General features: G+C 75.2%; 1 protein-coding gene. It reads right to left on the minus strand.

Going from position 1 to position 25,125, the window contains the following annotated elements:
• Positions 1–6: 6 nt before the first annotated feature.
• Entirely contained in the window at positions 7–25,122 is a 25,116-nt protein-coding gene (locus SD460_RS34085; protein ID WP_318307281.1) for a type I polyketide synthase, read from the minus strand.
• Positions 25,123–25,125 lie beyond the last annotated feature (3 nt).

The following is a 25,125-nucleotide window of genomic DNA, read 5'->3' on the forward strand; positions in this document are numbered from 1 at the left end:
ACGGCCTCAGCCCTCCCGCTCGAGTCCGGACCCGTCGCCGAGCCGGCCCAGTTCGTTGTCGATGAAGGCGAAGATGTCGTCCGTGCTGGCCGCGTCGAGCCGCTCCGAGACGTCTTCGCCGGCGGGCTCCGCGTCGGTGATCTTCGCCAGGAGCCGGCGCAGCCGGGCCGCGACGTCCGCCTCCGCGAAGTCGCTCGCCGTGCCCGCGGCGACCAGCTCTTCGAGCCGGTCGAGCCCGTCCGGCAGCGAAGCCGCGGCGGCCGGCGCCGGGGCCAGCTCGGCCCGCAGGTGCGCGGCGAGCCCGGCCGGGGTCGGGTAGTCGAAGACGAGCGTCGCCGACAGGGTCAGCCCGGTCGCCGCGGTGAGCCGGTTGCGGAACTCGACCGCGGTCAGCGAGTCGAAGCCCAGTTCGCGGAACTCCAGCCCGGCCCCGACCTGCTCGGCGGGGTGCCCGAGCACCGCCGAAACCTGGTCGCGCACCAGGGACAGCAGCGTCCGCTCCTGCTCGCTCTCCCGCAGGGACGCCAGCCGCACCCGCAGATCGCCCGCGGCGGCGCGGTCCGTCCCGGCGGCCGCGCTGCGCCGGCCGGGACGGCCCACCGGGCGCAGCAGCCACGGCAGCTCGCCGCGGGTGCGCAGGGTGGGCAGGTCGACGCGCACCGGGACGAGGTGCGCGGTGCCACCGGCCACCGCGCGGTCGAACAGGTCCGTGCCCTGTTCGGCGCTCAGCGGCGGCATCCCGCCGCGGACCATCCGCTCACGCTCGGCGTCGGTCAGGTCGCCGGTCATGCCGGTGTCCCAGGCACCCCAGGCCAGGCTCACCCCGGCCAGGCCGAGAGTCCTGCGGTGGACGGCGAGGGCGTCGAGGAACGCGTTCGCCGCCGCGTAGTTGGCCTGCCCCGGCGTGCCGATGGTGCCGGCCACCGAGGAGAACAGCACGAACCCGGCGACGTCGCCGGCGAGTTCGTGCAGGTGCCAGGCCGCGTCGAGCTTCGGCGCGAACACCGTCTCCAGCCGTTCCGGCGACTGCGAGGCCAGCACCCCGTCGTCGACGACCCCCGCGGTGTGCACGACGGCGGTCAGGTCGGGAACATCAGCGAGCACGGCGGCGAGCGCGTCCCGGTCGCTGACGTCACAGGCCACGACCCGGACGTCCGCCCCGGCCAGCTCCGCGACCAGCTCGTCGACCCCCTCAGCCGCCGGCCCACGACGGCTGAGCAGCAGCAGCTTCCGCGCGCCCTTGGCCACGAGGTGCCGGGCGAAGACCCGCCCCAGCCCGCCGGTCCCGCCCGTGATCAGCACCGTCCCGTCCGGGTCCCAGGCGTCGCTTTCACGTGAAAGCGACGCTCGGGTCAGGCGGGCGACGCTCAGGGTTCCGTCGCGCAGGAGCAGTTGGGGCTCGCCGGTGGCCAGGGCCGCGCGGATGCCGTCGCCGTCGGGGGCGTCGGCGTCCAGGAGGACGAACCGGCCGGGCTCCTCGGACTGCGCCGAGCGCACCAGGCCCCAGACGGCGGCCGCGGCGACGTCGTCCCCGCCGATCGCCCCGCGGGTGACGAAGACCAGCCGCGGTGCCGGGCTCTTCAGGTATCCGAGGACTTCCGCGGTGAGCGCGTGGGCCGACGCCACCGCGTCCGGACCGCCGGTGACCGGGATGGCCAGGACGTCGGCGCCGGACACCAGAGCGGTCGCGAAGTCCGGCTGGGCCTCGACGCCGAGGGCGGCGGCGAGGTCGGTCCCGACGGCCGCCCACGTCTCGGTGCCCGGCTCGGGGATCGGGACGGGCGTCCAGCGCAGCTCGAACAGCGCATCCGCCTCGGCGGGGGCTTCGGCCGCGCGGAGGGTGACGCCGGTGGCGGTCAGGACCGGCTTCCCGGCGTCGTCGGCCAGCGCCAGCGTCACCGAGTCGCCGCCGGCCGGGGTGATCCGGACCCGCGCGCGGCTCGCACCGGACGCGTGCAGCGTGACGCCGGTCCAGGCGAACGGCAGCCCGGCCGGCGCGCCCTCGCCGAAGCCGATGGCCTGCAGGGCCGCGTCGAGCAACGCCGGGTGCAGCCCGAACCGGCCGGCTTCGGTGCCGTCCGGCAGGGCCAGCTCGGCGTAGACCTCGGCGCCGGCGCGCCAGACGCGGTGCAGGCCCCGGAACGCGGGCCCGTAGGCGAACCCGGCTTCGGCCGCCTGGGCGTAGAAGTCCGTCAGGTCGGCCTCGACCGCGCCGGCCGGCGGCCAGGCTCCGGGCAGCGGCCCGGCGGCGACCGCGCGCGGCACCAGGGTGCCGGTCGCGTGCCGGGTCCAGTCGTCGTCGGTCCGCGAGGAGATCGTCAGCTCGCGGCGGCCGCCTTCGCCGGGCTCGCCGACGGCCAGCTGCAGCACGACGGCGCCGTCCGGGTCGAGCACGAGCGGCACGGCCAGGGTCAGGTCCTCGACCGCCGCGCAGCCCACCTCGTCGGCGGCGCGGACCGCCAGTTCGAGGAAAGCCGCGCCGGGGAACAGGATCGTGCCGCCGACGACGTGGTCGCGCAGCCACGGCTGGGTGGCCGCGGACAGCCGGCCGGAGAAGACCACGCCCGGCGAGTCGGCCAGCGCGAGGGTCGCGCCGAGCAGCGGGTGCCCGGCCGGGGCGAGGCCGAGGCCGGTGGCGTCGCCGCCGGCGGCCGGCAGCGGCCAGAACCACTCGTGCTGGAAGGCGTACGTCGGCAGCGTGACGCGGCGCGCCTTCGGGAAGCGGGCGGCCCAGTCGACGGCGACCCCGGCGACGTGCAGCCGCGCGAGGGCCTCGGCGGCCGCGGTGGCTTCGTCGCGGTCCTTGCGCTGCACCGGGATCACGTGCGCGGCCGGTTCGTCGACGACCGCGGTGAGCGTGGCGTCCGGGCCGAGCTCGGCGAACACCGTCACGCCGGCTTCGGTGAGCCGCTCGATCGCGTCGCCGAAGCGGACGGTGTCGCGGATCTGGCTGACCCAGTACGCCGGTGACGTGACGTCGCCCGCCGACACGACCGGCACGCGCGGCTCGGCGAAGTCCAGCTTCGCGACGACGTCGCCGAATTCGGCGAGCATCGGCTCCATCAGCACCGAGTGGAAGGCGTGCGAGACACGCAGGCGCCGGTGCTTGGCGAACTTCGCCGCGACCGCGACGACGGCCTCTTCGTGTCCGGAAAGGACGACCGAGCCGCGGCTGTTCACGGCGGCGACGTCGACGCCTTCGCCGACGAACGGGAGAACGTCCGCTTCGGACGCCCGCACCGCCACCATGACGCCGCCGGAGGGCAGCGCGCCCATCAGCCGGGCCCGCGCGGAAACCAGCGCGCAGGCGTCCGAAAGGGACAGCACCCCGGCGACGTGGGCGGCGGCGATCTCGCCGACCGAGTGCCCGGTGACGAAGTCGGGGTGCACGCCCCAGGACTCGAGCAGCCGGACCAGTGCGACCTCGAAGGCGAACAGGGCGGGCTGCGCGAACTCCGTGCGGTCGATGCGGTCTTCGTCGCCGAGCGCGGCGTGCACCTCCGGGTCGAGCAACGCCAGGACCTCGTCGAACGCGGCCGCGAACACCGGGTGCGCCAGGTACAGCTCGCGTCCCATGTGGACGCGCTGCGCACCCTGCCCCGAGAAGAGGAACGCGACCGGCGGCGCGACGCGAGCCTCACCTTGCAGCGCCGGATCCCCGGCCGCGACGGCACGCAGTCCGGTGACGACCTCGGCGAGTTCGCTTCCGACGACGGCCGCGCGGTGCGTGAACGCCGCCCGGGTCGTCGCGGTCGCGTGCGCCAGGTCGGTCACCGGGATGTCGGTCGTCTCGAGGTGGTCGGCCAGCCGGTCGGCCTGGGCACGCAGGGCTTCCGGCGTCCGGCCGGAGACCACGACCGGCACCGGACCGGCGCCGGCCTGAGCGGGCCGGGAAGCGGGCTGCTCGGCCGGCTGTTCGAGGATGACGTGGGCGTTGGTGCCGCTGATCCCGAACGACGACACCGCCGAGCGGCGAACCCGCCCGGTCTCGGGCCACGCCGTGGTGTCCGGGACCAGGTCGACCGCGCCTTCGGTCCAGTCCACATGGGACGACGGCACATCGGAGTAGCGCGACTTCGGGACGACGCCGTGACGCATGGCCTGCACCATCTTGATCACGCCCGCGACGCCGGCGGCGGCCTGCGTGTGGCCGATGTTGGCCTTCACCGAGCCCAGCAGCAACGGCGTTTCGCGGTCGCGGCCGTAGGTCGCCAGGAGGCTCTGCGCCTCGATCGGGTCACCCAGCGGCGTCCCCGTGCCGTGGCCTTCCACGACGTCCACATCGGACGTCGTGAGGCCCGAGACCGTCAGCGCCTGGCGGATCACCCGTTGCTGCGATGGGCCGTTCGGCGCGGTGAGGCCGTTGGACGCGCCGTCCTGGTTGACCGCCGACCCGCGCACCACGGCGAGGACTTCGTGGCCCTGGCGGCGGGCGTCGGACAGGCGCTCCAGCAGGACCACGCCGACGCCTTCGGCCCAGCCGACGCCGTCGGCGGAGTCGGAGAACGACTTGCACCGGCCGTCCTGCGCGAGGCCGCCTTGAGCCGAGAAATCGACAAAGGCACCCGGGGTGGCCATCACCGTGACCCCACCCGCGATCGCCAGCTCGCAGTCCCCGGCGCGCAGGGCCTGCGCGGCCCAGTGCATGGCGACCAGCGACGACGAACAAGCCGTGTCGACGGTGACCGCCGGGCCTTCCAGCCCGAGCGCGTAAGCGACGCGGCCGGACATGACGCTGCCCGCGGTGCCGATGCCGAGGAAGCCGAGTGCCTCCTCCGGGAACTGCACGCCTTGGCCGTAATCGTGGTACATCACGCCCGCGAACACGCCCGTCTTGCTGCCGCGCAACGAAAGCGGGTCGACGCCGGCGCGTTCGATGACCTCCCAGGACGTTTCGAGCAGCAACCGCTGCTGCGGATCCATCGCGAGGGCCTCCCGCGGCGAGATCCCGAACAGGCCGGGGTCGAACATCCCGGCCTCGCCGAGGAACCCGCCTTCGCGGACGTAGGAACGGCCGCGGTCGGCGCCGAACAGCCCGGCCAGGTCCCAGCCGCGGTCGGCCGGGAACGGGCCCACGCCGTCGCCGCCGTCGAGGACGAGCTGCCACAGCTCCTCGGGCGAGGTGACCCCGCCCGGGTAGCGGCAGGCCATCGACACGATGGCGATCGGCTCGTCGGACACCGGCGCCTTGACCGTCGTGCGCGCGACCGGGGTGTCGTCCCCGGCCAGTTCGCCGCGCAGGAAGCCGGCCAGCACGACCGGGGTCGGGTGGTCGAACACGAGGGTCGCGGGCAGCCGCAGGCCGGTCGCGGTGGCGAGCTGGTTGCGGAACTCGACCGCGGTGAGGGAGTCGAAGCCGAGGCCGCGGAACTCGCGCTCGACGTCGACGGCCGCGGCGTCGAACCCGAGCACGGCGGCGACCTGGGTGCGGATGACCTCCAGCAGGGCCTTGTGCTGCTCGCTCTCGCGGAGGCCGGAAAGCCGTTCGCGCAGGGCGTTCGCGGCCGGGGTGGCCCGGCCCGCGCCGCGGCGGCTCTTGCGGCCGATCGGGCGCAGCAGCCACGGCGGCTCGGCCGCGCTGCGGATGCGCGGCAGGTCCAGCAGCACCGGCACGAGCGCGGGCTCGGTGAGCGCGATCGCCCGGTCGAACAGCGCGCACCCCTGCTCGACCGGCAGCGGCGGCATGCCCGCGCGGGTCATCCGCTCGCGGTCGGCGTCGGTGAGGGTGCCGACCATGCCGGTCTCCCAGGCGCCCCACGCCAGTGACGTCGCGGCGAGCCCGCGGGCGTGCCGGTGCGCGGCGAGCGCGTCGAGGAAGGCGTTGGCGGCGGCGTAGTTCGCCTGGCCCGGCGAGCCGATGGTGCCGGCGACCGAGGAGAACAGCACGAACGCGGCGACGTCGCCGGCCAGCTCGTGCAGGTGCCAGGCGGCGTCGGCCTTCGGGCGCAGCACGGTGTCGAGCCGTCCGGCGTCGAGGGAGCCGAGGACGCCGTCGTCGAGGACGCCGGCGGCGTGCAGGACGGCGGTCAGCGGCCGGTCGGCGGGAATGCTTCCGAGCAGGTCCGCGGCGGCGGCGCGGTCGGCGAGGTCGCAGGCGGCGACGGTGACTTCGGTGCCGTGCGCGGCGAGTTCGGCGACCAGCTCGACGATCCCGTCGGCGTCGCCGCCGCGGCGGCTGGCGAGCAGGACGTGCTTGACGCCGTACTCGGCGGCCAGGTGCCGGGCGAAGACCCGCCCCAGCCCCCCGGTCCCCCCGGTGATCAGGACGGTCCCGTCCGGGTCCCAAGCGTCGCTTTCACGTGAAAGCGACGCCCCCAGGTGGGAGCTTTCACGTGAAAGCGGCGCGCGGCCGAGGCGGGCGGCGCGGGCGGTGCCGTCGCACAGGAGCAGTTGCGGTTCGCCGGTGGCGACGGCGGCGGGGAGTCCGGCCAGGGAGGCGTCGTCGACGTCGGCGAGCACGAACCGGCCCGGGTTTTCGGTCTGCGCGGACCGGACGAGGCCCCAGACGGCGGCCGCGGCGAGGTCTTCCCCGGCGACGGCGCCTTCGGTGACGAAGACGATCCGGGTGGTCTCGTTCGGGATCTGCAGGGTGGTGAGGACGTCGGCGGTGAGGCGGTGCACGCCGTCGAGCACGTCGGCGCCGCCGTGCACCGGCACCAGCAGCACGTCCGGCTCCGCGGCCAGCGCCGTGGCGAGGTCCGGGTACGCCGTGCCCAGCTCCGCGAGCCGGGAGCCCAGCACCGCCCAGGTGCCTTCGGGGACCGCACCGGGCAGCGGCTGCCAGTCGAGCCGGAACAGCGACTCGGGGCCGGACTCGACCGGCGTCGCCGCGCGCAGGGTGAGCGCGTCCACCGACAGCACCGGCGCGCCGGTCTCGTCGGCCAGGTCGAGGGTGACCGAGTCGTCGCCGGCGCGGGTGATCCGGGCCCGGACCCGGCGCGCGCCCGCCGCGTGCAGCTCCGCGCCCGCCCAGGAGAACGGGAGCCCGCCCGGCACTGAATCAGCGAAAGTGATGGCGTGCAGGACCGAGTCGAGCAGTGCCGGGTGGAGGCCGTACTCCTCGTGGTCGTCGCCCGGCAGCTCGGCTTCGGCGAAGACTTCGCCGTCACGCAGCCAGACGCGCCGCAGGCCGCGGAACTGCGGCCCGTAGGCGAAGCCCGCCTCGGCGAAGTTGTCGTAGAACCCGGTCAAGTCCACTTCGGACGCTCCGGCGGGCGGCCACTCCCCCGCGTCGAAGCCGGCGGGGAGCGTGCCCGGCGTCAGGACGCCGGTGCCGTGGCGGATCCACTCGGTGTCGGGGCGGGAGGACACGCTGACCTCGCGGCGGCCGTCCGCGTCCGGGGCGCCCGCCACGACCTGCACGAGCGTCGCGCCGGACAGCACCAGCGGTGCCGCCACGGTGAAGTCCTCGACCCGGCCGCAGCCGACCTGGTCACCGGCCCGCACCACGAGTTCGAGGAAGCCGGCGCCGGGGAACAGCACCTGGCCGCCGATCACGTGCTCGTCGACCCACGACGGCGACAGCCGGCCGGAGAACACGACCTCGCCGGAGCCCGCCACCTCGGTGACCGCGCCGAGCAGCGGGTGCCCGGCCGCGGTGATGCCGAGCTGGTGCGCGCCCGGGACGAGCCGCGGCCAGTACCGCTGCCGCTGGAAGGCATACGTCGGGAGCGAAACCCGCCGGGCGCCGGTGCCGTCGAACAACGCGGCCCAGTCCACCGGCACGCCGCCGACGTGCAACGCGGCCAGCGCGGTGACGGCGGTGGTCTCCTCGTCGCGCCCGGCACGCAGCACCGGCGCTAGGACTTCGCTGTCGACCAGCGCGGTGAGCACGGCGTCCGGGCCCAGCTCGGCGAACGCCGTGACCCCGGCGTCGAGCAGGTGCGCGGTCGTGTCGGCGAACCGGACGGTGTCGCGGACCTGCCGCACCCAGTACTCCGGCGAGGTGAAGTCGCCGACGACCGGGATTCCCGGTGCGCGGAAAGTCAATCCGGCGACGACCGCGCGGAATTCGCCGAGCATCGGCTCCATCGCCGCCGAGTGGAACGCGTGCGACACGGTGAGCCGCTTGGTCTGCTCGAAGCCCTCGGCCGCGGCCAGGACAGCGGCCTCGGTCCCGGACAGCACCATCGACGACGGGCCGTTCACCGCGGCGAGCGAGACGTCGGCCGACAGCAGCGGCCGGACCTCGTCCTCGGTGGCGCGCACGGCGACCATCGCGCCGCCCGGCGGCAGCGCCTGCATGAGCCGGGCGCGGGCCGCGACGAGCGTGCACGCGTCGGCCAGCGACAGCACCCCGGCGGCGTGCGCGGCGGCGATCTCGCCGACCGAGTGCCCGGCGAGGAACGCGGGCCGCACCCCCCACGACCGCACCAGCCGGAACAGCGCGACTTCGAGCGCGAAGAGCGCGGGCTGGGCCCAGCCGGTCTCGCCCAGCACCGCGGCGTCGTCGCCGAAGACGACTTCGCGCAGCGGACGCGGCAAGGCGGTGTCGAGGTGGGCGCAGACCGCGTCGAAAGCGTCGGCGAACACTCCGAACCGCTCGTAGAGCCCGCGGCCCATGCCGAGCCGCTGCGAACCCTGGCCGGTGAAGAGGAACGCGACCGACCGCTCCCGCGCGATCCCGCGGGCGACCGGCGTGCCGTCGATGAGCACGGCCCGGTGCTCGAACGCCGAGCGTGTGGTGGCGAGCGAGAACCCGGCGTCGAGCGGGTCGAGGCCGTGGGGCAGGGCGTCGAGCTGGGCGTCGAGCGCGGCTTCCGACCGGCCGGAGATTAGCCACGGCACCACGCCCGGCATGACCTCCCGCGCCGGCGGCGCCGGGGAGAAAGCCGGGGCCTGCTCGATGATCACGTGCGCGTTGGTGCCGGACAGCCCGAACGACGAGACGCCGGCCCGGCGCGGGTGCCCGTTCTCCCGCCACTCGACGGGCTCGGTGAGCAGCTCGACCCCGCCCGAAGTCCAGTCGACGTGGGTGGAGGGCTCGGTCACGTGCAGCGACGCCGGCAGCTGTTCGCGCTGCAGGGCCAGGATCATCTTGATGACACCGGCGACGCCCGCCGCGGCCTGGGTGTGACCGAGGTTGGACTTCACCGAACCCAGCAGCAACGGCGCCGAGCGGTCCTGGCCGTAAGCGGCCAGCAGCGCCTGCGCCTCGATCGGGTCGCCGAGGGTCGTGCCGGTGCCGTGCCCTTCGACGACGTCCACTTCGGACGGACGCAGCCCGGCGCTCGCCAGTGCCTGCCGGATCACGCGCTGCTGCGACGGGCCGTTGGGGGCGGTGAGGCCGTTGGACGCGCCGTCGGAGTTGATCGCCGAACCCGCCACCACGGCGAGGACGTCGTGGCCGTGGCGGCGCGCGTCGGACAGCCGCTCGACGACGAGCACGCCCACGCCTTCGGACCAGCTCGTGCCGTCGGCGGAGTCGGAGTACGCTTTGCACAGCCCGTCCGGCGCGAGGCCGTTCTGGCGGCTGAAGCCGACGAAGCTGACCGGGGTGGCCATCACCGTGACGCCGCCGGCGAGCGCGAGGTCGCACTCCCCCGCGCGCAGGGCCTGCGCGGCGAGGTGCAACGCGACCAGCGACGACGAACACGCCGTGTCGATCGTCATCGCCGGACCTTCGAGACCGAGCACATAGGACAGTCGCCCGGACACGACGCTCGCCGCGACGCCGGTGCCCGCGTGGGCCTCGACATCGTCGGCGGAGCGGACGATCACCCCGGCGTAGTCCTGGCCGTTGGTGCCGACGAAGACACCGGTGCGGCTGCCGCGCAGGACGCTGGGGTCGATGCCGGTGCGTTCCACGGCTTCCCACGACGTTTCCAGCAGCACGCGCTGTTGCGGGTCCATCGCCAGTGCTTCGCGCGGGGAGATCCCGAAGAACTCGGGGTCGAAGTCGGCGGCGTCGGGCAGGAACCCGCCGCGGTCGACGTAGCTGCTGCCGCGGCCTTCGCCCGCCAGCGCGGACATGTCCCAGCCGCGGTCGGCGGGGAAGCCGGTGATCGCGTCGCGGCCCTCGGCCAGCAGCGTCCACAGGTCTTCCGGCGTGCGGACGCCGCCGGGGAAGCGGCAGCTCATGCCGACCACGACGATCGGGTCGTCCGTGGTGCCCGCCGGGCCCGCCGCGGCGGGCGCCGGGACGTCGCCGCCGAGCACTTCGGCGAGGAGGAATTCGCCCAGGGCCAAGGGGTTCGGGTGGTCGAACACCAGCGTCGCGGGCAGGCTCAGGCCGGTCGCGGCGTCGAGCCGGTTGCGCAGCTCGATCGCGGTGAGCGAGTCGAACCCGAGGTCGGAAAACGCCCGGGTGGCGCCGATTTCGGCGGTGCCGTCGTGCCCGAGCACGGTGGCGACGTGCTCGCGGACCAGGTCCAGCAGCACGCTCGCGCGTTCGGCGGCGGGGGCCGCGAGCAGCCGCGTGGCCAGCGCTCCGCCCGCCGCGGGAGCCGTCTCGAGCTCGGCGAGGACGCGGCGGACGACCGGCAGGTCGGCCAGCAGCGGGCTGCGGCGGATGCTCAGCAGCGACCGCAGGACGTCGGCGTTCTGGATGTCGGCGACGACGAGCTGCGCGGCCGGGCCGCCCGCGTCGGCGAGCACGGTGACGGCGAGGTCGGGGTCCAGGCCGCCGCCGAGGCCGGCGGCCATGCCGTCCCCGGCCCAGGCGCCCCAGGCGATCGACGTCGCGGCCTGCCCGCGGGCGCGCCGGGCTTCGGCGAGCGCGTCGAGCACGGCGTTGGCGGCGGCGTAGTTGGCCTGGCCGGGGTTGCCGACGGCGCCGGCGACCGAGGAGAACAGGATGAACGCGTCGAGGTCGCCGGTCAGCTCGTCGAGCAGCAGTGCGGAGTCGACCTTGGCGCGGAAGACGGCGTCGAAGCGGTCCGGGGTGAGGCCGCCGAGGACGCAGTCGTCGAGGACACCGGCGGCGTGCACGACGGCGTCGGGCTGGTGAGTCTCGAGAAGTTCGGTGAGCTGGGTGCGGTCGGCGACGTCGCAGCGGGCGATGACGACCCGCTCGTCGGGGCCGGGTTCGCCGCCGGAGCGGCTGGCCAGCACGACCCGGCCGGCCCCCTGGTCGAGCAGCCACTTCGTGACGTGGCGGCCGAGCGCGCCGGTGCCGCCGGTGACGAGGACCGTGCCGCGGGGCCGCCACGGCGTGGGTGCGGCGGTGGCCGGAGTGAGGCGGCGGCCGTAGACGCCCGAAGCGCGGACGGCGAGCTGGTCGTCGTCGCCGTCGAGGGCCGCGGCGAAGCGGCCGAGGATCCGGGCGTCGAGCTCGGCCGGGAGGTCGACGAGCCCGCCCCAGCGGCGCGGGTACTCCAGTGCGGCGACGCGGCCGAGACCCCAGACCGCGGCCTGGTCGGGAGCGGTCACCGGGTCGGCGGGGCCGGTGGAGACGGCGCCGCGGGTGACGCACCACAAGGCCGTGTCGGCGCCGAGGTCGTCCAGGGCCTGGATGAGCGCGGTGGTCTCCTCGAGCGCGAGCAGCGAGACGACGACCGGGGCGAGGTGGTCGCGGAGCAGGTCCGCCAGCTCCGCCCGGTCCACAGTGGACACCGTCAGCGCAGTACCCAACGCGTCCGCGACCTGACGGAACCACGGGTCGTCCGACGACGGGACGAGGACCAGGCGTTCGCCGGTCGGCGCGGTCGTGGTGGTGAGGGGACGCCACTCGACGCGGTAGCGCCAGCCGTCCACCACGGACTGCCGCTGCCGGCGGGCGCGCAGGGCCGACAGCGCCGGGACGACCGACTCCAGGGCCGGGGCGTCCACCCGGAGGTCCGCGGCCAGCGACGCGAGGTCACCGTTCTCCACCACCGACCAGAACGAGTCGTCCGCGGCGGTCCGCGCGGCCGGTTCCGGCCAGTAGCGGCGGCGCTGGAAGGCGTAGGTCGGCAGCTCCGCGGCGCGGGCGCCGGTTCCGTCGAAGAACGCGGCCCAGTCGATCCGGGTGCCGGTCCGGTACAGCGCGGCCACCGCGGCGGCCACGGCGGCGCGGTCGTCGCGGTCGCGGCGCAGCAGCGGGACGACGCTCGCGCCCGGGACGTCGACCAGGGCGGTGAGCACGGCGTCCGGCCCGACCTCGACGAACGACGTCACCCCGCGCCCGGCCAGCCCGGCGACCGCGTCGGCGAACCGGACGGTGCCGCGAACGTGCCCGACCCAGTACTCCGGGTCCGTGACGTCGCCGGCGGTGACGACCGGGAGCTCCGGCTCGGCGAACGTCAGCCCGGCGACGACCGCGCGGAAGTCGTCGAGCATGGGGTCCATCAGGTGCGAGTGGAACGCGTGGCTGACGGTGAGGCGCTTGGTCTTCTCGAACCGCGCCGCCACCGCGAGCACGGCGTCTTCGGCGCCGGAGAGCACGACCGAGCGCGGTCCGTTCACCGCCGCCAGGCCGACCTCGCCGGTCAGCAGCGGGCGAACGTCCTCTTCGGACGCTTCGACGGCGACCATCGCGCCACCGGGCGCAAGCGTTTGCATCAGGCGGCCGCGGGCGGCCACCAGCGCGCACGCGTCGGCCAGGGACACCACCCCGGCGACGTGCGCGGCGGCGATCTCGCCGACGGAGTGCCCGGCGACGAAGTCCGGCCGCACGTCCCACGACGCCAGCAGCCGCACCAGGGCGACCTCGATCGCGAAGAGGGCGGGCTGCGCGTGCCCGGTCTGCGCGAGCGCGTCGGCGTCCGCACCCCAGACGACGTCCCGCAGCCCGGGTTCGAAGAAGGCGAGCACCTCGTCGAGGGCTTCGGCGAAGACCGGGTAGGCCGCCGCCAGCTCGCGGCCCATGCCGAGCCGCTGCGCGCCCTGGCCGGTGAAGAGGAAGGCCAGCACCGGCGGGCGGCCGGCCTCGGCGCCCCCGGCCAGCGCCCGCAGCTCGCGGATCGCCGCTTCCGGTGCAGCGGCGACGATCGCGGCCCGATGGGCGAAGCTCGCCCGGGTCGTGGCGGCGGCGAAAGCGACGTCAAGCAGGTCCGCGGACGTATCCAGCCGGTCGGCCAGGCGGGTGGCCTGGTCTCGCAGCGCGTCGGCGGTCCGGCCGGAGACGACGAGCGGCACCGGCGTCGCGGCGACCTCTTCGCGGGGCTCTTCCGGCTTCGATTCGGGAGCTTCGAGGATGACGTGGGCGTTGGTGCCGCTGATCCCGAACGAGGAGACACCGGCGCGGCGGGCGCGGTCCACCGACGGCCACTCGACCGCCTCCGCGACGACCTCGACCGCACCGGCCTCCCAGTCCACATGGGACGACGGCTCGCCGACGTGCAACGACTTCGGCACGATCCCGTGCCGCATCGCCTCGATCACCTTGATCATCCCGGCGACCCCGGCGGCGGCCTGCGTGTGCCCGATGTTGGATTTGATCGACCCGAGCAGCAACGGCGTGACGCGGTCCTGGCCGTAGGTGGCCAGCAGGGCTTGCGCCTCAATGGGATCGCCGAGGGTGGTGCCGGTGCCGTGCGCCTCGACGACGTCGACGTCCGAAGTGGACAGACCAGCGTTGGCGAGTGCGGCCCGGATCACCCGCTGCTGCGACGGCCCGTTCGGCGCGGTCAGGCCGTTCGAAGCGCCGTCCTGGTTGACCGCGGAACCCCGCACCACGGCGAGGATCCGGTGCCCGTGGCGCCGCGCGTCGGACTGCCGCTCGACGACCAGCAGCCCCGCGCCTTCGGACCAGCCGGTGCCGTCGGCGTCGTCGGAGAACGCCTTGCACCGGCCGTCGGGGGCGAGGCCGCTCTGGCCGCTGAACCCGATGAACCCGCCCGGGGTGGCCATCACGGTCACGCCGCCGGCGAGGGCGAGGTCGCACTCCCCCGACCGCAGCGACTGCGCGGCCAGGTGCAGCGCCACCAGCGACGACGAGCACGCCGTGTCGATGGTCATCGCCGGGCCCTCCAGGCCCAGCACGTAGGACAGGCGGCCGGAGGCGACGCTCGCGGCCAGGCCGGTGCCGGTCTGCCCGCGCAGGTCGGCGTCGGTCGTCATCAGCAGGTCGGAGTAGGTCTGGCCGTTGGTGCCGACGAAAACGCCGGTGCGCGAGCCGCGCAGGCGCGTCGCGTCCAGCCCGGCGCGCTCGAACGCCTCCCACGACACTTCGAGGAGGAGCCGCTGCTGCGGGTCCATCGCGACCGCTTCACGCGGCGAGATCCCGAAGAACGCGGCGTCGAATTCGGCGGCGTCGTAGAGGAAGCCGCCCGCCTGGGTGTCGCTGGCGGCCAGCGCGGCGGTGTCCCAGCCGCGGTCGGCCGGGAAGCCCGAAACGGCGTCCGCGCCCGAGGCGACCAGGTCCCACAGCCCGTCGGGACCGGTGACGCCCCCGGGGAACCGGCACGCCATGCCGACCACCACGACCGGGTCGTCGGACACCGGCCCGGTGACCACGACGGCGGTCCCGGTGTCCCCCGAGCCGACCAGCTCGCCGCGCAGGAACTCCGCGACCGCGCCCGGCGTCGGGTAGTCGAACACCAGCGTCGAGGGCAGCCGCAGCCCGGTCACCGCGGCGAGCCGGTTGCGGAACTCGACCGCGGTCAGCGAGTCGAAGCCGAGTTCGCGGAACTCCCGCGTGGTCTCGACGTCGTCGGCCGCGTGCCCGAGCACCGCGGCGACCTCGGTGGCGACGTGGCCGGTGAGCACCCGCAGCTGCTCGGCCGCGCGCATTCCGGCGAGCTGTTCGCGCAGGGAGCCGCGCACGTGCTCGGCGTCGCCGCCCGCGCGGCGGCGGCCGGGCTTGGCGACCGGGCGCAGCAGCCACGGCAGCTCGCCCTGGGCCCGCATCGCCGTCATGTCCACGCGCATCGGCACGACCACCGCGCCCGGCGAGCGGGTCGCCCGGTCGAACAGCCGGATGCCCTGCTCGACGGTCAGCGGCGGGACGCCACCGCGGGCCATCCGCTCGCGGTCGGCGTCGGTGAGGGTGCCGACCATGCCGGTTTCCCAGCCGCCCCAAGCCAAGGAGAGCGCGGCCCGGCCTTCGACGTGCCGGCGCTGGGCGAAGGCGTCGAGGAAGGCGTTGGCGGCGGCGTAGTTGCCCTGCCCGGCCGAGCCGACCGTGCCGGCGACCGAGGAGAAGACGATGAACGCCGACAGGTCGAGGTCGCGCGTCAGCTCGTCGAGGTGGACGACGGCGTCGGCCTTGGGCCGCAGCACGGTGTCCAGGCGGGCCGGGTCGAGCGAGGCGACGACGCCGTCGTCGAGGACGCCCGCGGTGTGCACGACACCCCGCAGCGGGTGCGCGGCCGGGATCCGGGCGAGCACGGCGGCGAGCTGGTCGCGGTCGGCGGCGTCGCAGGCTTCGATCGTGACGTCCACGCCCAGTTCGTCGCGCAGTTCGGCCGCGCCAGGGGCGTCGGGGCCGCGGCGGCTGGTGAGCACGAGGTGCCGGACGCCGTGGGTGCGCACGAAGTGCCGGGCCAGCTCGCGGCCGAGCCCGCCGGTGCCGCCGGTGATGAGCACGGTGCCGTCGGGTTCCCAGCGCGGCGGCAGGGTCAGCACGATCTTGCCGACGTGCTTCGCGCGGCTCATGTGCCGGAACGCGGCCGGGGCCTGGCGCAGGTCCCAGCTCCGGATCGGCAGCGGCGTCAGGACGCCGTCGGCGAAGAGCCGCAGCAGTTCGCCGAGCAGTTCGGCCGTGCGGTCGGGCCCGGCCTCGCCGAGGTCGAAGGCGCGGTAGCGGATCCGCGGCAGCGCGGCGGCGTCGCGGATGTCGGTCTTGCCCATCTCGAGGAACCGGCCGCCGTCGGCGAGCAGGTTCATCGAGGCGTCGGCGAACTCGCCCGCCAGCGCGTTGAGGACGACGTCGACGCCCGCGCCGCCGGTGACGCGGCGGAAGTCGGCTTCGAACTCCAGCGAGCGCGAGGAGGCGATGTGGTCGTCGGCGACGCCGAGTTCGCGCAGGACGTGCTGCTTGCCCGCGCTCGCCGTCGCGAAGACCTCGGCGCCGAGGTGGCGGGCGAGCTGGATGGCGGCCATGCCGACGCCGCCGGCGCCCGCGTGGACGAGGATCTTCTGGCCGGGCTTGAGGTTCGCGAGGTCGACGAGTGCGTAGTACGCGGTCAGGAACACCAGCGGGACGGACGCGGCGGTGCGCGCGGACCACCCGGCGGGCACCGGCGCGAGGTAGCGCGGGTCCGAGACGCTGTGGGTGCCGAACGAGCCGGGCAGCATGCCGAAGACGCGTTCGCCGACGCGGGCCGGGTCCACGCCCTCGCCGGTCGTCTCGATCACGCCGGCGCCTTCCGCGCCCAGGTCACCGAGCTTGCCCGGGTACATGCCGAGCACGGACAGGACGTCGCGGAAGTTGAGCCCGGCCGCTTCGAGGCGGACCCGGACGTGCCCGGCGGGCGGGTCGGCGAGCACGTCCGGGCACGCTTCGGCGCCCAGGTCGTCGATGCCCGCGGGACCGGCGGTGAGTCGCCACGCCGGTACCGCGGGAGGCAGGAGGTCGCCGTTGCCGGCCAGGCGGCCGAGCCGGGCGACGCGGACGCTTTCGCCGCGGACGGCGAACTGGGGTTCCCCGGAGACGACGAACCCGGTGCCGGGCAGCGCCGCGCCGGCTTCGAGGTCGACGAGCACGAACCGGCCGGGCTGTTCGGACTGCGCGGACCGCACGAGCCCCCACGCCGCGGCGGCGGCGAGGTCGGCGACGCGGTCCCCCGGCTCGACGGCGACAGCTTCCCGGGTCACGAACACGACCCGCTGGGCCCGCTCGTCGGCGTCCTGCAGCACGCTCAGCGCCCGCGCGGTGACCTCCCGGACGGCGGCCAGCAGGTCTGCCGCGGCCGGTCGTGAGTGATAAGTCGGGTTAGAACCCGACTTATCACTCACGACGCCGAGCGGGACCAGGAGGACGTCCGGTTCGAGGGCCAGTGCTGTTTCGAGGTCCGCGCACGGGCGGGCGACGGACGCCAGGAGCGGGTCGTCGCCGAGGAGGGCCCACGTGCCCGCCGGCGCGTCCTTGGCCAGGGCCGCCGGGACCCACGCCAGCTGGTAGAGGGAGTCGTCGTCGGCGTCACGCTGGGCCGCTTCGCGCAGCTGGAGGGACTGGACCGTCAGCACCGGCGCGCCGGTCTCGTCGGTGACGGCGATGGCCACCGACTCGCGGTCCACCGGCGTGATCCGGGCGCGGATCCGGGTCGCGCCCGAGGCGTGCAGGGACACCCCGGACCACGCGAACGGCAGGCCGCCCGCGACCGTGTCGAGCCGGTGCAGGGCGTGCAGGACCGCGTCGAACAGAGCGGGGTGCAGGCCGTAGTCGCCGTCGGCCTCGCCGGGCAGCTCTGCCTCGGCGAGCAGCGCGTCGCCGTCCAGCCAGGCCCGGGTCAGGCCGCGGAACGCGGGCCCGTAGGCCAGGCCGGTCGCGGCCAGCTCGGGGTACACAGTGGACACGTCGAGCTCGGTGGCGCCGGACGGCGGCCACTCGCCCGCCACCGCCGCGGCCGGGTGCTCGCCGACCGCGACGAACCCCGCCGCGTGCTGCACCCACTCGGCGTCCGGGCCGGTGCCGCGCGAGGAAATGGTCAGCTCGCGGCGCCCGGCGTGGTCCGGGCCGCCGGCGGCGATCTGCAGCAGCACCGGCTCGTCCGGACGCAGCCACAGCGGCGCGGCGATGGAGAGGCTTTCCACGGCGGAGCAGCCGACCTGGTCCGCCGCGCGGACGGCCAGGTCGAGGAACCCGGTGCCGGGGAACAGCACGTGCCCGCCGACGACGTGGTCGGCCAGCCACGGCTGCGCGTCTCGCGACAGCAGCCCGGACAGCACGACACCGCCGGAGTCGGCGAGGTCGACCGCGAAGTCCAGCAGCGGGTGCCCGGCCGGGGTGAGCCCGAGGCGTTCGACGGCGCCGCGGCCCGGGACGACCCGCGGCCAGTAGTGCTGCCGCTGGAAAGCGTACGTGGGCAGGGTGATCCGCCGGGCGCCGGGGAACCACGGCGTCCAGTCGACGTCGGCGCCGGCGACGTGCAGCCGCGCCAGTCCACTGAGGACGGACTCGGTTTCCGGGCGGTCCTTGCGCAGCAACGGGGTCACGAGCGCGCCGGGCTCGTCGACCATCGCCGACAGCACCCCGTCCGGACCGATCTCGACGAACGCCGTGACGTCGAGCTCGGCGAGGACGTCGGCGAAGCGGACGGTGTCGCGGACGTGCCGGACCCAGTACTCCGGCTCGGTGACGTCGCCGGTGGTGACCACCGGGATCCGCGGCGACGCGAACGCCAGCCCCGCGACGACCTCGCGGAACTCGTCCAGCATCGGGTCCATCAACGACGAGTGGAACGCGTGGCTCACCTTGAGCCGCTTGGTCTTCCCGAAGTGCGACGCCACCGCGAGCACCGCGGCTTCGGTGCCCGAGAGCACGACCGCGTGCGGGCCGTTGACCGCCGCGATGCCGGCGCCGTCGACCAGCCGGGCGCGAACGTCGGCTTCGGACGCCTCGACCGCGACCATCGCGCCACCGCGCGGCAGGGCCTGCATCAGGCGGCCGCGGGCGGTCACCAGCGCGCAGGCGTCCTCGAGGGACAGGACCCCGGCGAGGTGGGCGGCGGCGATCTCGCCGACGGAGTGCCCGGCGACCCGCGCCGGCCGGACGCCGTGCGCCTCGGCCATGCGGGCCAGGGCGACTTCGAGCGCGAACAACGCCGGCTGCGCCCAGCCGGTCTCGGCGAGCAGGCTCGCGTCGTCGCCCCACAGGACGTCCCGCAGGCCGGGGTCGAGGTGGGCCAGGACGGCGTCGAGCGCGTCGGCGAACGGCTTCGAGGTCGCGTACAGCTCGCGGCCCATGCCGAGCCGCTGGGAACCCTGGCCGGTGAACAGGAAGCCCACCGTAGGCGCTTCCCCGGTGCCGCGCGCGATCTCGCGGACGCCGTCCGGCGTGGCCAGCAGGACCGCGCGGTGCGGGAAGCTCGCGCGGGTGGTGACCAGGGAGTAGCCGGCGTCGAGCGGGTCGAGCCCGGCCTCGGTGAGCCGGTCGAGCTGGGCCTGGAGGGCGTCCTCGGTCTTGCCGGAGACGACCCACGGCACGACCGGAACCTCCGGCCGCGGCGAGGGAACCGACCGCGGCTCGGGTGCTTCGAGGATGACGTGGGCGTTGGTGCCGCTGATCCCGAACGACGAAACCCCCGCCCGGCGGACGCGGTCCACCGACGGCCACTCGACCGCCTCGGCGACAACCTCGACCGCACCGGCTTCCCAGTCCACATGGGACGACGGCTCGCCGACGTGCAACGACTTCGGCACGATCCCGTGCCGCATCGCCTCGATCACCTTGATGACCCCGGCCACGCCCGCGGCGGCCTGCGTGTGCCCGATGTTCGACTTCACCGACCCCAGCAGCAACGGCGTTTCACGGTCCTGCCCGTAGGTCGCGAGCAGTGCCTGGGCCTCGATGGGATCGCCGAGAGTCGTCCCGGTGCCGTGCGCCTCCACGACGTCGACGTCCGAAGTGGACAGACCCGCGTCGGCCAGCGCGGCCCGGATCACCCGCTGCTGCGACGGCCCGTTCGGCGCGGTGAGGCCGTTCGAAGCGCCGTCCTGGTTGACCGCGGAGCCCTTGAGCACGGCGAGGACCTCGTGCCCGGCGCGGATCGCCTCGGACTGCCGCGCCAGCACCAGGACGCCGACGCCTTCGGACCACCCGGTGCCGTCGGCGTCGTCGGAGAACGCCTTGCAGTTCCCGTCCGGCGCGAGGCCGTTCTGGCCGCTGAACCCGACGAACCCGCCCGGCGTCGCCATCACCGTGACACCACCGGCGAGCGCGAGGTCGCACTCCCCCGCGCGCAGCGACTGCGCCGCGAGGTGCATCGCGACCAGCGACGACGAACAGGCGGTGTCGATGGTCATCGCCGGGCCTTCCAGGCCCAGCACGTAGGACAGCCGGCCGGACACGACGCTGCCCGCGATGCCGGTGCCGGTCTGCCCGCGCAGCTCGACGTCGGCGGTGAGGAACAGGTCGGAGTAGGTCTGGCCGTTGGTGCCGACGAACACGCCGGTGCGCGAGCCGCGCAAGCCGGTGGCGTCCAGCCCAGCGCGTTCCAGCGCCTCCCAGGACACCTCCAGGAGCTGCCGCTGCTGCGGGTCCATCGCGACGGCTTCGCGCGGCGAGATCCCGAAGAAGCCCGCGTCGAATTCGGCGGCGTCGTAGAGGAACCCGCCCGCGCGGGTGTCGGAGGCGGCGAGCGCGGCAGCGTCCCAGCCGCGGTCGGTGGGGAAGCTCGACACGCCGCTGTGGCCGCCGGCGACCAGGTCCCACAGGTCTTCGGGGCTCGCGACCCCGCCCGGGAAGCGGCAGGCGACGCCGACCACGACGACCGGGTCGTCGTCCCGCCGTCCGGCCACCACCGCGGTGGGCGCGTCGGCGCCGCCGAACAGCTCGGCCAGCACCAGCCGGGCGACCGCGATCGGCGTCGGGTGGTCGAACACCAGCGTCGACGGCAGCCGCAAGCCGGTGAGCGCGGCCAGGCGGTTGCGCAGCTCGACCGCGGTCAGGGAGTCGAAACCCAGGTCGGAGAACGACTTCGTGGCGCCGACGGCGGCGGGATCGGCGTGCCCGAGGATGGTCGCGGCGCGGCCGCGGACCAGGTCGGTCACCTGAGCCAGCCGCTCCTCGCCGCTCAGCTCGCGCAGCCGGCCGGCGAGATCGGCGGCGGCCGCGGACGTCGTGGCGGCCGAGCGGCGGATGCCCCCGGCGAGCCCACGCAGGAGCGGCGGCAGCTCTTCGAGCAGGCGCAGGGCGGCGAGGTCGACGGCGACCGGCGCCACCACGGCCCGCGGCAGCGTCAGCGCGGTGTCGAACAGCGAAAGTCCGTGCTCGAGTTCCAGCGGCGGCATGCCCGAGCGGGCCATCCGCGCGCGGTCGGCTTCGGCGAGCGAGCCGGCCATGCCGACCGTCCAGGAGCCCCATGCCAGGGCGTGCGCGGGCAGCCCGGCGGCACGGCGGTGGGCGGCGAGGGCGTCGAGGAAGCTGTTGGCGGCGGCGTAGCTGCCCTGCCCGGCGCCGCCCATGAGCCCGGCGACCGAGGAGAACAGCACGAACGCGTCCAGATCGTGGGTCAGCTCGTGCAGGTGCCACGCGGCGGCGGCCTTGGCGGCCAGCACCGGGGCGAGCCGGTCGGGGGTGAGCGCGGTGACGACGCCGTCGTCGAGCACGCCGGCCGCGTGGACGACCGCGGTCAGCGGGTGCTCGGCCGGGATGGCGGCGAGCGCGGCGGCCAGGTCGTCGCGGTCGGCGACGTCGCACGCGCGGATCTCGACGCCGAGCTCCTCCCGCAGCTCCCGCGCCCCCGGTGCGTCCGGCCCACGGCGGCTGAGCAGCAGCAGGTGCCGGACGCCGTGCTCCCGCACGAGGTGCCGGGCCAGCTCCGCCCCCAGTCCCCCGGTGCCCCCGGTGATCAGAACGGTCCCGTCCGGGTCCCAGGCGGAGCTTTCACGTGAAAGCTCCGCGTCTACGCGGGCGAGGCGGAGGGCCTGGGCGGTGTTGGCACGCAGGCGCAGCTGGGGTTCGTCGAGGGCGAGGGCGCGGTGGATGACGGCGTCGGTGGTTTCGGCGTCGGCGTCGACCAGGACGAAGCGGCCCGGGTTTTCCGCCTGAGCCGTGCGGATCAGGCCGTGCACGGCCGCGGCGGCGAGGTCGCCGGCTTCGGTCACGAAGACCAGCCGAGAGTCCGTGGAACGGTCGTCCGCCAGCCACTCCTGCGCCAGCTCGAGCGCGCGGGTGGTGAGCGTGGTGAGGCCGTCGAGGGGGCTGCCGTCGTGGGTCAGCCGGACCAGCGTGACGTCGGTGGCGCCCGCCGGCGGCAGCACGACCGGCGCCCAGCGCGGCTCGAACAGCGAGTCCACATCGGACTGGGCGGTTACGGCTTCCGCGCGCACCGAGCCGATCGACGCCACCGGCTGCCCGGCGGTGTCGGTGAGGGCCAGCGCCCCGCCGTCACCGGCCCGGACGCGGACGCGGGCCGCGCCCGCCGCGTGCAGCGAAACCCGCGTCCACCGGGTGGGATAGCCGGTGATGCCCGCGGCCCGCAGCACCTCGTCGAGGAGCCGGGGGTGCAGCCCGAAACGAGCCGTGTCGGCTTCGTCCTCACCGAACGCGACTTCGGTGCCCGGGTCGTCCGCGAAGTCTTCGTGGTGCGCACCGGTGGCGAGGACGCCCTCGGCGCGGCGGATCCAGCTGCCCTCGCCGCGGGTGTGGATGTCGAGGCGGCGGCGGCCGGTCGCGTCCGGCTCGCCCACCGTGAGCTGCAGGTCGGCGGCCCCGTCGGCGGCCAGTTCCAGCGGGGCGCCGAGGGTGAGTTCTTCGACCAGGTCGCAGCCGAGGTCGAGGCCCGCGCGCAGGGCGAGCTCGACGAACCCGGTGCCGGGGAACACGCCGCCGGTGAGCCACGGGTGGGTGCGCGCGGAGATGCGCCCGGTGAGCAGCAGGCCGTCGGACCCGGCCGGGGCCAGGGACGCGCCCAGCAGCGGGTGCGCGACCGGGTCCAGGCCGAGCCCGGCGGCGTCGGCGGTGATGTCCACAGTGGACGGCCAGAACCGCTCGCTCTGGAACGGGTACGTCGGCAGCGAGACCGCGCGGGCGCCGGTGCCGGCGAAGAACGTCGTCCAGTCGACCCGGACGCCGGCGGTGTGCAGTCCGGCCAGCGCTTCGGTGAGCACCGCGGGCTCGTCGGAGTCCCGGCGCCCCAGCGGGATCGCGGTGACGTCCCCGAGCAGCGGGGTGAGCGCGGCGTCCGGGCCCAGCTCGGCGAACACCGACGCGCCGGACTCGGTGAGGCGCGCGACGGCGTCGGCGAACCGGACCGGCTCGCGGACGTGGCGCACCCAGTACTCGGCCGTGGTCACGTCCCCGGAAGCCATGAACGGCAGCACCGGCTCGGCGAACGACAACCCGCCCACCACCGCGCGGAAGTCGTCGAGCATCGGGTCCATCAGCGGCGAATGGAACGCGTGCGACACCGAAAGCCGGCGCGTGCGCTCGAAGTGCGCGGCGGCGGCCAGCACGGCGTCCTCGGCGCCGGACAGCACGACCGACCGCGGGCCGTTGACCGCGGCGATGGCGACGTCGTCGCTCAAGTACGGCCGGACGTCCGCCTCGCTCGCGCGGACGGCGACCATCGCGCCCCCGGCGGGCAGCGCCTGCATCAGCCGGGCCCGCGCGCTCACCAGCACGCAGGCGTCGTCGAGCGACAGCACCCCGGACACGTGCGCGGCGGCGATCTCGCCGACGGAGTGCCCGGCGACGAAGTCGGGCCGGATCCCCCAGGACTCCAGGAGCCGGAACAGCGCGACCTCGACCGCGAACAACGCGGGCTGCGCGGACCCGGTCCGGTCCAGCGCGGCGGCGTCGGTCCCCCGCAGCACCTCGCGGACGGCCGGGTCGAGCCGGTCGAGCGACGCGGCCAGCGCGTCGGCGAAGACGGGGAACCGCGCGGCCAGCGCGCGGCCCATCCCGAGCCACTGCGCGCCCTGGCCGGTGAAGACGTAGGCGAGCGCGGGCGGCCGCTCGACCGAACCCGTGAAGACACCGGGCGCGTCCCCGTCCGCCAGCCAGGCGGTCAGCGCCGCACGGGGGTCCGGCCCCGAGACGCTCAGCCGCTCTTCGAACGCCGAACGGGTGGTGGCCAGCGAGAAAGCAACGTCGAGAGGATCGGCGGTGACGCCGGCGATCTGCGCGACCTGGGCGCGCAGCGCGGCCGGGGTCCGACCGGAAATCAGCCACGGCGCCGGGATTTCAGTACGCGAAGCCGCGGTGACCGGCGCGGCGGGTGCCTGTTCGATCAGCACGTGGGCGTTGGTCCCGCTGACCCCGAACGACGACACCCCGGCCCGGCGCTCACGATCAGCCGAAGGCCACGGCTGGTTCTCCGTGGCGAGCCGGACCGCACCGGAGCTCCAGTCCACATGGGACGACGGCGTGTCCGCGTGCAGCGTCCGCGGCACGACCCCGTGCCGGATCGCCTCGACCACCTTGATGATCCCGGCGACCCCCGCGGCCGCCTGGGTGTGCCCGATGTTGGACTTGACCGACCCCAGCAGCAGCGGCGTTTCCCGGTCCTGCCCGTAGGTGGCCAGCAGCGCTTGGGCCTCGATCGGGTCGCCGAGCTTCGTCCCGGTGCCGTGCGCCTCGACGACGTCGACGTCCGAAGTGGACAGTCCGGACGCGGCGAGCGCGGCGCGGATCACGCGCTGCTGCGAAGGACCGTTGGGCGCGGTGAAGCCGTTGGACGCGCCGTCGGAGTTCACCGCGGTGCCGCGGACGACGGCGAGCACCTCGTGCCCGTGGCGCTGCGCGTCCGACAGCTTCTCCAGCACCAGCACGCCGATGCCTTCGGACCAGCCGGTCCCGTCGGCGTCGTCGGAGAAGGCCTTGCAGCGGCCGTCGGCGGACAGCCCGCCCTGGCGGCTGAACTCCAGCAGCGACCCCGGCGTCGACATCACGTTCACGCCCGCGGCCAGTGCGAGGGTGCATTCCCCCGCCCGCAGCGCCTGCGCGGCCAGGTGCACCGCGACCAGCGACGACGAGCACGCCGTGTCGACCGTGACGACCGGGCCCTCGAGCCCGAGCGTGTAGGCCACCCGGCCCGACAGCGCGCTCGCCGCGATGCCGGTGCCGACCGAACCGTCGGCGTCGGCCAGCGACCGGACCATCAGGTAGGCGTAGTCCTGCCCGTTCGTGCCGGTGAAGACGCCGGTCCGGCTGCCGCGCAACCGCTTCGGGTCGATACCGGCCCGTTCGATCGCTTCCCAGGACACCTCCAGCAGCAGCCGCTGCTGCGGGTCCAGGGACACCGCCTCGCGGGGCGAGATCCCGAAGAACGCCGCGTCGAAATCGGTTACGCCGTCGAGGAACCCGCCGGCCTGGCTGACGCCCATGCCCCGCTCGTCGACCCCGGCGCCGGTGACCGCCTCGACGTCCCAGCCGCGGTCGGCGGGGAACGGCCCGATCGCGTCCCCGCCGTCCTCGACGAGCCGCCACAGCGCTTCGGGACCGCGGACGCCGCCGGGGAACCGGCAGCCCATGGCCACGATGGCGATCGGCTCCGTGGCGGCGGCCCGCAGTTCCTGGTTCTGCCGCTTGAGCCGCTCGGACTCCTTCATCGCGGCACGGAGTGCTTCGACGACCCGGTCGCTCGGGGTGGACATGTG

This window comes from Amycolatopsis solani (assembly GCF_033441515.1).
In the GTDB taxonomy this organism is placed as follows: Bacteria; Actinomycetota; Actinomycetes; order Mycobacteriales; family Pseudonocardiaceae; genus Amycolatopsis; species Amycolatopsis solani.

Excerpts from the sequence above, each read along its gene's own strand:
- SD460_RS34085 (WP_318307281.1), bottom strand. The coding sequence starts at position 25,122 with ATGTCCACCCCGAGCGACCGGGTCGTCGAAGCACTCCGTGCCGCGATG.